This window comes from Streptomyces sp. NPDC057543, assembly GCF_042801895.1.
Lineage (GTDB): Bacteria > Actinomycetota > Actinomycetes > Streptomycetales > Streptomycetaceae > Streptomyces.
Genome location: NZ_JBHVFF010000315.1, coordinates 1 through 9,420 on the forward strand (window position 1 = coordinate 1; position 9,420 = coordinate 9,420).

The following is a 9,420-nucleotide window of genomic DNA, read 5'->3' on the forward strand; positions in this document are numbered from 1 at the left end:
GACCGGCACATGCCCCACCTGCCACCGCGACATACCCGCCCCGGCCCCGCCAGAACACCACCCAAGCCAGCCAACCTAACGAAGTACTACTAGTGCCGCATCAGACAAGGTTCGCCCTGTTGTGACGTGACGCGCCGTTCGGATGCTGGTCCGGACGGCGCGGTGTTGCCAGGCTGCCCGGTTGGCAGAGCGAGTACGGGTCCGTGAGATCGAAGACGATGAGGGCCGACGGCTGCTGCGGATATTCCGCAGAGGTACCGGCTCGGTGGTGACGTGGCGGCGGGCCCAGATGGTGCTGCTGTCCGCGCAGGGCATGCCGGCGGCGAAGATCGCCGAGGTAACGTTCACCAGCCCGGACCGGGTCCGCGATGTGATCCACGACTTCAACACCGACGGCTTCGAGGCGCTCTACCCGAAGTACAAGGGCGGCCGCCCGAAGACCTTCACCCTGCCCGAACGGCGCGAGATCAAGAAGATCGCCAAGTCCAAGCCGGCCGAGCACGACCTGCCCTTCTCGACCTGGAGCCTGGCCAAGCTGGCCGACTTCCTGGTCGCCGAGGGGGTGGTCGACGACATCAGCCACGAGGGCCTGCGCATCCTGCTCCGCGAGGAAGGCGTCTCCTTTCAACGCGTGAAGACCTGGAAGACCTCCCGCGACCCTGACTACGCCGCCAAGAAGGCCCGTGTCGAGCACCTCTACGCGATCGCCGACGGCGAGCTCATACCCGAGGAAGGCGAGCCCGAAGTCATCTTCTGCATGGGCGAGTTTGGGCCACTCAACCTCCAACCTCACCCCGGCAAGCAGTGGGCGGCACGCGGCGGCAGAAGCAAGGACCCTGACCGGGAGCCCAGACCCCGTCGACGGGCGACCTACACCCGACCGCACGGGGTCCGGCACCTCTTCGCCGCCTACGACCTCGCCAAGGACCAGCTCTACGGCCACATCAAGAAGACCAAGAACCGGTCAAAGTTCCTGGAATTCTGCCGCTATCTGCGTTCACTGCACCCTGCGGACGTCCGCATCGCGATCGTCCGTGACAACTACTCCCCACACCTGACGACGAAGAAGTGCCAGCGGGTGGGGACCTGGCCGAGGCGAACAACATCGAGATCGCCCACACCCCGACCAACTCCTCCTGGCTGAACCGGATCGAAGCCCAGTTCACCGCACTGCGCTACTTCGCCCTCGACGGCACCGACCACGACAGCCACAAGGAACAGGGCAGCATGATCCGCCGCTACATCATCTGGCGGAACAACCACGCCGCTGACCAGCGTCTCCGCAAGGTCGTGAACAGGGCAAACGTCGCCTGAATCCGAGCGCGTCGGCATTCACGGCCGCCGCCCAGCCACAACCCTTCCGGCATCACGTTGCCCGCGCCTGACCGGCCAGCCACCGCTTCACTTCACGCCAGGCGGCCTGCTCCTCGGCCTCAGTGCCCCACCACCACGTGAAAGGCGAGTCATCAGAGGTCAACTCCTCCCGCCACCAGCCAAGGCTGTCAGCCAGGTGACGGCGAGCAACCGGGCCCACCTCCGCCTCCCAGCGGGCGAGCCACGGGGTGACCGAGGAACTCGCGGTCACACAGCACTCGAATACCACACACGCCGAAATCGGCGGCGACTCCGTCCGCAGGGTCTGCGTCCACCACGCGTCCAGGAATCCGGCCACTGCCCCAACCTGCTCGCGGGGCCACCGCGACCAGCCTGCCGCGGCCAGCCCACGAGCCATGAGATCGGACTCGGCCTCGCCTTCTGAGAGCACCACGACGAGCTGGGGCAGCACCCGACGGATGATCGCGGGCTGGTCATCCCAGTGGAAAGGATCCTTCTGCGCGACCCGGCGGACAAGGTCTGTCGGGAGCAGGACGCCAGGCGTCCGCAGCAGCTCGACCTCGTCCTCATCGAAGCACCGGCCGCAGCCGGCCTCGTCCGCTTGGGCCGTCATATCGCCGAAGGTCGTCGCGACCCTTGCCATTGCAGCGGCAAGGACATTGCCATCCGGAGAAGTCACCGTTCATCCCGTCAAGACTCCAGCAGGCTGCCCCAGCCGAAGAGAGCGACGCTACCAGGCGACAACTCGCCCATCAGAACGGGGCGAACGTTGACTGATGCGGCACTAGTCCATGCCCGGGTCGTTGATGTGGACAAGGGGCGGGGTGATCTCACAGATGCTGAGTGGGAACGGTTGCGGCCGTTCCTGCCGGCTCCGGGATCGCGAGCGCGACCACGTCGATCCGGTGGCCGGACCGGCGATATGCCGCCGACGACGCACGGGTTTCGTCGGGATTGGCGAGGGCGGATTCGACGACCGCGTCGAGCCTGCAGGCTTGGACGTGCTCTTCGACTTCGGCCTGCCAGCGGCTCGTGTCCGGCCGGACCTTCGCCCCGCTCACCGATTCGGCCGACCGCCGCCCGGCCGTCGTACGCCGGCCGGCGATGAGCGCGCAGATCTACGCCGTGCTGAAGCCGGTACACGTCCTGCTGGAACGGGTGAACAGGTCCTCCCCGCGAGAGCGGAGATGAGCCGGGCTCGACAAAAGCGATTTGGTGGCTGTTGGTGGGATCAGGCCCTGGTTAGCGGGTTATGTCGTTAATTCGTAACGGCGCTGGGCGAGGGGCAACGTGCGGGGCGGCCGGCTCATCTGGATGGTCAGCGAGGCGCACTGGGCGCCCTTCGTGAAGGGGTGGGTCTCACCAGGTGGGGGATCCGCGGGAGGGAAGTCCATGACCAGGACGAAGAAGACCCAGGTGAAGACGCGGTGCGGCCGTGTGGCTGTGATCGGTGCGCTGGGTCTGGCCTCAGTGACTCTGGCCGCCGGGCCGGTGTTCGCCAAGGGCGGCGTGGACATCACGGCGCCGCGCACGGCGCATGTCGGCAAGACCATCACGGTCAAGGCACACGGCGGCGATGACAGCGCCGGCTACCTGCATCAGCTGTGCCTGGAGGAGAAGGGTTTCGGTGAAGGGTGGCACCAGGAGAATTGCAGCGCCGCGGTCGAGGGCGACGCGCGGGTCACTGCACGCGGCACGTCCGCACGCCGCGGCAACCTGGAATTCCGTGCGGTGCTGTACGGTCTGACCAGCCCGCATGACCAGAATCCGGTGCGCTTGCAAGCCTCTGACGTGGTGACGGTGCACGTCCGCTGAACCTAGCGGCGCGGCCGTGGACAGCGGGCACGACCACTGCCCACGGCCGCGCACCGAACCGCTTCTCGGGAAAGCGCCCCGGCATCGCGCAAGGTGGTCACGAGGACGCGACCGACCGCCTCCAGGGTGAAGAGCAGCGAGCCGTCCGGGTTCGCGCTCAGCTCGGTGAGCAGCCCGCCGTCGATGAAGCGCCGGACGACCGTTGTCAGCGCTTCGTGCGACGCCTGGCCTGCCCGCCAGCGGTCTCGCCTCGAAGTCGATGCCGCGTTCGGACAGCAAGGCTTACCACCAGCATATTTGACTGACCGTCACCAAACCATCCACTCCTGCAATCGTGAGGGCGCATCAGCCTCTGACTCGGCTGGAGTACCTCCGTGACAGCACGCCGTCTCGCCCCCATCGCCGCAATCCTCGTTGCGGCCTCTCTCGTCGCTTGCACCCGAGTGCCGCGAAGACCGAGTCCGATTCGAAGCCGTCGCCCCCCCCGCAACCTCGGCTGGCGCTCCCAGTGCTCCGACTGGTAGTCCCTCTGCGGCCCCAGGCGCCCCTGCGGGGGGCAGTGGCCTGTCCCTCGCGAAGGCAATCGCAAAGGTCTCGGCCGCGGACGAGAACCGCACCGGATACAAGCGTGACTCCTTCCGCCACTGGGTCGACGAGGACAGTGACGGCTGATCGACTCGGAACGAAGTGCTGTTGGCGGAGACGACGAAGAAGCCCGAGCAGCGCGCAAAGTGTGTGCTGACCGGGGGTGAGTGGCTGTCGTACTACGACGAAGTCACGGTCACTGGCGCCAAGAAGCTGGACATCGACCACATGGTGCCGCTGGTCGAGGCCTGGGACAGTGGGGCCTCGGCGTGAGACTCGGACCGGCGTATGCGATACGCGAACGACTTTGACGCTGAACGGTCGCTTGTGGCGGTCACCCCGAAGACGAACCGGTCCAAGGCCGACAAGGATCCGTCGGAGTGGATGCCGCCGGCCGAATCCGCGAGGTGCATTTCCGCATAGAAAAGGGCCCCAGAGGGTTCTTGGACGCCCGCTGTTGTTGAACACTCTTGTTGGACGCTGGAAGTCGATTCCGGTCCGGCGTGTCGACGTCTGGGTGCCGTTGTCCAACAACGGAAGGTATTCTGAAGATGGCCGAAAGCCCGGTCGACCACGCGCACGCCTTGGGTAGGAGGCAGGTTCGCCTCGCACGACTGGTGGCGCACTCGGCGGCGGGTGTCCTGCCTTTCAGCCGCGGCGGTGCCTGGCCGCCATCGCGTGAAACACCTTCTTCGGTTCCCAACGGGTCTCGTCAATCATGCGGACCACGCCGTAGGAGCCGAGATCCGCATCTCCGGGCCTGCGGTAACCGGCGAAGGTAAACCAGAGTGCGGTGTCTACCCCTTCCTCTTCGAAGGTGTCCAGCAGCTCGGTGAGGTAGCGAACCTGCTCGTCCTCGTCCGGCACCGCGTCGTGCGGCACCTGCCAGGCCGAGCCGCCCCGCTCGCCCGCGCCCCGGTAGGCGCAGGTTCCGTACTCGGTCACCGCGACGGGCTTGCCGTGTGCGAGGTGTCCCCGCAGTTCGGACCGGAAGGTGTCGGCGTTGTACGCGGCGCGGTAGGCATCGATGCCGACGAGGTCGAACGGACGCCAGTCAACGAACTCCCAGGGAGCCGAGGCATACGTGATGCGCCCGCCGAAGCGGGCACGCACCGTCTCGGCGGCTTGCGCGAGGAAGACGTTGAGACGCTTCCGCACCGGGCCAAGGCCGTTCCACCACTCCATGTCCGCCTCAGCCATGGCCCGCAGACGGTCGCCGTAGGTGTCACCCGGGATGAAGCCGCCGCAGAACGCGCTCATCTCACAGCCCGCGACGAACACCACTTCGGTACCGCTCCGTCGTACGGCTTCGGCCCGGTGGGCACAGTCGGCGAAGAACGGCAGCAGCCGGTCGGCGGGAAGGTCGACGGGGAACGGGGCGAACCACACCTCGAGGCCGACGGCCGCCGCATAGCGGGCGGCGATGCTCAGCCGTTCGGGATCACGGCCGGAGACGCGTACGGCATCGCAGTGCAGTTCGTCGGATATCACCGCCATGTCATGCCGGACCGTTTCGCGGGTGAAAGTCTTGCGGGAGAGGTCCTGTCCGGGGAGGAACCCGGTGTCGTAGTTGATGCCCCGTGCGCGCACGTCACTGCCCCTTCAGGTGATGGACGCCGTGCTCCAGCAGGGCGAAGGCGAGCTCGATGTCCTTGGCCAGGGCGCGGACCGCCTCCCGACGCGCCGCCGGCCAGGGGGTGGAAGAAGGACTCCCGGAGGGTGAGCGCGGTGGCAGCGATTTGAGCCGCCACCAGTGTGGCCACCGTCTCCCCGTACTCCTTCACCAGTACGTCGGCGAGCGCCCGGCGTTGCTGGTAGAGCAGGGCGTTCGCGGCTCCGCTGAGCGCGGGGCTGTCGAAGACCACGCGCGTCTGGGCGAGTACTTCGCCCCGGTCCATCGCTGCCATCTGCCCGTCCGCGAACGCCTCATAGTGGGCCTGCAGTGCCTGGAGCGGGGAGTGTCCTGCCGACCGCCGGGGTGACGATCTCGGCCAGGTTCTCCTGTCCCACGCCCTGCAGCGCGAGCGACTCCTTGCTGGGGAAGTATGTGGAAGAGGGTGGCCTTGGCGACTTGGGCGGCATCCGCGCTTTCACTGACCGTCACGGCTTCGAAGCCGCGCTCGGCGAACAACTGCGATGCCACAGCGGTGATCCGCTGCTTCGTCTGTTCCTTCTTGCGCTCGCGAAGCCCTGCCATACGGAGACCATAACCAGACTCGGTTCAGAATTGAACCGGGTGTGGAGATGGAGTGGATCGCCATCGTGATGAGGAGCGATCAGGAACACAGGAGCAAGCGCTTTATGTGAGGCAAATGCCTCCTTCCTCCGACCTGCCGCTACTCCTCGTCGTCGGGGGCGTTCGGGGCTCGGAGTGGACGCAGGCCCTGGCCAGGGCCGTTGGCCTTGATGTTGAACTGGTAGCGGCCCAGGAAGTTGATGTGCCGGTCCTTGAGCGGGGAGAGCCGGGCGACGTCCTCGTCCTTGATGTCGTGGCCCTCGGCGCGGAGCTGGGCGACGGCGGCGTCGAGGTAGCGGGTGTTCCACAGGACCACGGCGTTGAGGACCAGGCCGAGGGCGGCGAGCTGGTCCTCCTGGCCCTCACGGTGCCGGATCTGCCCCGGCCGCCGTGGTAGATCGCTCGGGCCAGGCGGTGGCGGGACTCCTGCACGGTCAGCTGCCGGTTCATCAGCCGCCGGTAGGTGTCGTCCACCGGGTCGACCAGGGCGAGCAGATGCATGGTCTTGTCGATCCGGCCGTACTCGGCGAACGCCTGCCCCAGCGGGGTCGGGTGGCCCTCGCGGCCGAACATCCGCAGCAGGTCGTAAGCGCGCACCTGATTCGTGATGAGCGATCCGGTGACGCGGAGCATGTCTGGCCAATGCGTCGCGATCCGCTTGAGGTTCACCTTGTTGCAGGCGACGGCCTCCAGCGGCCCATACCCTGCGGCCGGCTCGTCACCCTCGGGCAGGTCGGCCCGCCAGAACCGCTGGTCGTCCAGGTCGCGAAAGCGCGGGGCGAAGCGGAAGTCGAGCATCTTGTACAGGCCGAACGCCATGTCGGAGTAAGAGGCGTTGTCGGTGGCCACCATCTCCGGGCGGCGCCCGCCCGGATACCCCGCCTCAGCCCTAGGAAACGGGCGATGGCCGCCCCGAATACGGTCGGCGCCCTTGACGGGCAATGGAGTTCCGCCACTATCCTTACGGGCAGAATAATGGTCTAGACCACTTGGAGTCCTGATGGGAAGACGCGTTATCGCTCTAAGCGCATGTCTCGCACTTGCAAGTTCCATGGCCTCCGGCGCGCTGGCTCAGGGACCCGTGGCCTTTGCCGCAACATCTCAGCGGAACCCGCCCGCCATCGCCGAACCGCTGCCGCCCGTCTCCCCTACGCCCCAGTCGCTCACCCGCTCCGGCCGCGATGCCACCGTGACCGGCCGTGTGCTCCTCGTCGCCGACGACGCCACGGACGCGGCAGCGCGTGACCGCCTCGTCCGCGAGCTCAGGAAGCACGGCGCCAACCGGGTCGACATCGTCACGCCCGGCAACGTCCCCAAGGCCGCCGCCGGCCTGCTCACCGTGCGGATCGGCCCGGCCGCCCGGCCGGACGTTGCCGAGGCGCTCGGCGACGTGGCCGCCCCGGACCGCGCCGAGGGATACACCCTGCGGGTCAACGCCAGTGAGCGGGGCAAGCAGATCACCCTGGGCGGTCACGACGCTACCGGCCAGTTCTACGCTGTGCAGACGCTCCATCAGCTCTTCGTCCGCAGCGACGACGGCTGGAAGATCGCTGGCGCGCAGGCCGTCGACTTCCCGTCGATGCCGCTGCGCGGCACGATCGAGGGCTTCTACGGTCAGCCCTGGACGCACGCCGAGCGGCTGGACCAGATGGACTTCTACGGCGACGTCAAGGCCAACACCTACATCTATGCGCCCAAGGACGACCCCTACCACCGCGACAAGTGGCGCGACGCCTATCCCACCGACAAACTCGCCGAACTGGGCGAGCTGGTGAACCGGGCCACCGCGAACCACGTCCGCTTCACGTTCGCCGTCTCACCCGGCGGCTCGATCTGCTACTCCGACCCCGACGACCGCAAGGCCCTCAAGGCCAAGCTCCAGGCCCTCTACGACCTGGGCACCCGGTCCTTCTCCATCCCGCTGGACGACATCAGCTACACCAGATGGAACTGCGCGGCCGACCAGGCGGCGTACGGCCAACCGGGACGAACCGCAGCCGCGAAGGCCCAGGTCGACCTGCTCAACGACGTCCAGCGGAACTTCATCGCCACCCACGAGGGCGCCCGGCCGCTCCAGATGGTGCCGACCGAGTACGGCGACCTGACCGACACCACCTACAAGCAGACGATGCGGGCCACCCTCGACCCCGCGGTCGTGGTCATGTGGACCGGCACCGACGTCGTACCTCCGGCGATCACCAACGAGCAGGCCGACGGCGCCTCGAAGCTCTTCGGCCGCAAGGTCTTCGTCTGGGACAACTACCCGGTCAACGACTACGGCAATACCAGCGGCCGACTGCTGCTCGCCCCCTACGACAAGCGCGAGGCCGGCCTGTCCAGCCACCTCTCCGGCATCGTCGCCAACCCGATGAACCAGCCGTACGCCAGCAAGATCGCCGTCTTCGGCGCCGCGGACTTCACCTGGAACGACAAGGCGTACGACGCGAAGGCGAGCTGGGCGCGCGCCATGGCCTACCTCGCGGGCGGTGACCGCCGAGCCACCGACGCGCTGCTCGTCTTCGCCGACCTGGAACACCTGGCCCCGACCTTCGGCACCACCCCCTGGCAGTCCCAGGCACCCGAACTCGCTGGCCGGGTAGCCGAGTTCTGGAAGGCATGGGACGCGGGCGACCGCACCAATTCCGTCAAGAAGCTGCGCACCTACGCGAACGAAATCCAGGACGCCCCGGCCGCCATCCGCGCCGGATCGGTGGAGCAGGGCTTCGCCGCCGACGCCAAGCCCTGGCTGGACGCCACCCAGCTGTGGGGCATGTCGATGGTGAAGACACTGGACGCGCTCGCGGCCCGGCAGGCCGGTGACAAGGAGAAGGCCGAGGCGCTGCTCGCCGACTCCGAGGATCTGCAGAAGCAGGCCCAGGCCGTACGGGTCGATCCGGCGCGCAACACCTGGGGCAAGGTCCAGCCCAAGGTCGGCGACGGGGTCCTCGACTCCTTCCTCATCCAGGCGGACATCCGGCTTCAGCTGTGGGATGCCGCGGGCGGCTCGGAGAACCTCGCGCTGAAGGGCACGGCAAGCGCATCCAGCGTCGAGCAGAATCTTGACCGGCTCTCGGCCCGATACGTCAACGACGGTCAGCTCGGCACCCGTTGGGCGTCCGGCTACAGCGACAACGAGTGGGTCCAGGTGAAGCTCGCCGCCCCCGCCGAGGTCGCAGCGGTAACCCTCGCCTGGGAGGGTGCCTGCGCGACGGAGTACCAGATCCAGACCTCCCTGGACGGGGCGAACTGGAGCGAGGCGGCCACCCAGCACCCCGACAGCTGCGGCAATGACGTGATCAAGATCAACTCCGGCAGTGCGGTGCAGTATGTCCGAATGCAGGGCGTTAAGCGGAAGACGACCTGGGGCTACTCGGTCTACGAGATGGGCATCTATGGCTCGCCCGCGGCGTGATCCGGCGGTAGCCGCCAAGGCGTAGTCAAGAGGCAGG

The 9,420-nt window shown here is 67.4% G+C and carries 7 protein-coding genes and 2 pseudogenes; 4 read left to right on the forward strand and 5 right to left on the reverse strand.

Translation table 11 applies throughout. The annotated features are described in order from the left end of the window. Window positions 1-181: 181 nt before the first annotated feature. A pseudogene (locus tag ACFU8Q_RS35060) lies at window positions 182-1,314 on the forward strand (IS630 family transposase). A 52-nt stretch (window positions 1,315-1,366) separates the two neighbouring features. Here the strand turns inward: ACFU8Q_RS35060 and ACFU8Q_RS35065 are convergent. Continuing rightward, window positions 1,367-2,014, reverse strand: a complete 648-nt coding sequence (locus ACFU8Q_RS35065; RefSeq protein ID WP_384462238.1) for a hypothetical protein — start codon at window positions 2,012-2,014, stop codon at window positions 1,367-1,369. A gap of 151 nt (window positions 2,015-2,165) precedes the next feature. Further along, window positions 2,166-2,396 carry a zeta toxin family protein gene (locus ACFU8Q_RS35070; RefSeq protein WP_384462241.1) on the reverse strand — a complete coding sequence of 77 codons (231 nt, stop codon included), beginning with the start codon at window positions 2,394-2,396 and terminating at the stop codon, window positions 2,166-2,168. Between the two features lie 331 nt (window positions 2,397-2,727). Here ACFU8Q_RS35070 and ACFU8Q_RS35075 point away from each other — a divergent pair, with 331 nt between their 5' ends. Both ACFU8Q_RS35075 and ACFU8Q_RS35080 read left to right on the forward strand, forming a co-directional pair. Continuing rightward, window positions 2,728-3,150 (forward strand): hypothetical protein, encoded by a 423-nt coding sequence (locus ACFU8Q_RS35075; RefSeq protein ID WP_384462243.1) that lies wholly within the window; start codon window positions 2,728-2,730, stop codon window positions 3,148-3,150. A 693-nt stretch (window positions 3,151-3,843) separates the two neighbouring features. Beyond that, a complete protein-coding gene (locus ACFU8Q_RS35080; RefSeq protein ID WP_384462247.1) occupies window positions 3,844-4,008 on the forward strand; it encodes a hypothetical protein in 165 nt (54 codons plus the stop codon). A gap of 375 nt (window positions 4,009-4,383) precedes the next feature. Here the strand turns inward: ACFU8Q_RS35080 and ACFU8Q_RS35085 are convergent, their stop codons facing one another. From ACFU8Q_RS35085 to ACFU8Q_RS35095, 3 genes and pseudogenes are all read right to left on the reverse strand, one after another. Further along, the gene (locus tag ACFU8Q_RS35085; protein ID WP_384462249.1) at window positions 4,384-5,325 is read right to left on the reverse strand and encodes a hypothetical protein; all 942 of its coding nucleotides are present in this window, start codon (window positions 5,323-5,325) and stop codon (window positions 4,384-4,386) included. Window positions 5,326-5,515: 190 nt separating this feature from the next. Continuing rightward, window positions 5,516-5,932: a TetR/AcrR family transcriptional regulator gene (locus ACFU8Q_RS35090; protein ID WP_384462252.1), complete on the reverse strand. Its 417-nt coding sequence runs from the start codon at window positions 5,930-5,932 to the stop codon at window positions 5,516-5,518. Window positions 5,933-6,071: 139 nt separating this feature from the next. Continuing rightward, window positions 6,072-6,841 (reverse strand): annotated as a pseudogene (locus ACFU8Q_RS35095) (Tn3 family transposase); the annotation flags it as partial. A gap of 130 nt (window positions 6,842-6,971) precedes the next feature. Here ACFU8Q_RS35095 and ACFU8Q_RS35100 point away from each other — a divergent pair. Next, entirely contained in the window at window positions 6,972-9,383 is a 2,412-nt protein-coding gene (locus ACFU8Q_RS35100) for a beta-N-acetylglucosaminidase domain-containing protein (protein WP_384462255.1), read from the forward strand. Window positions 9,384-9,420 lie beyond the last annotated feature (37 nt).

Excerpts from the sequence above, each read along its gene's own strand:
- ACFU8Q_RS35100 (WP_384462255.1), top strand. The coding sequence starts at position 6,972 with ATGGGAAGACGCGTTATCGCTCTAAGCGCATGTCTCGCACTTGCAAGT.
- ACFU8Q_RS35075 (WP_384462243.1), top strand. The coding sequence starts at position 2,728 with ATGACCAGGACGAAGAAGACCCAGGTGAAGACGCGGTGCGGCCGTGTG.
- ACFU8Q_RS35090 (WP_384462252.1), bottom strand. The coding sequence starts at position 5,932 with ATGGCAGGGCTTCGCGAGCGCAAGAAGGAACAGACGAAGCAGCGGATC.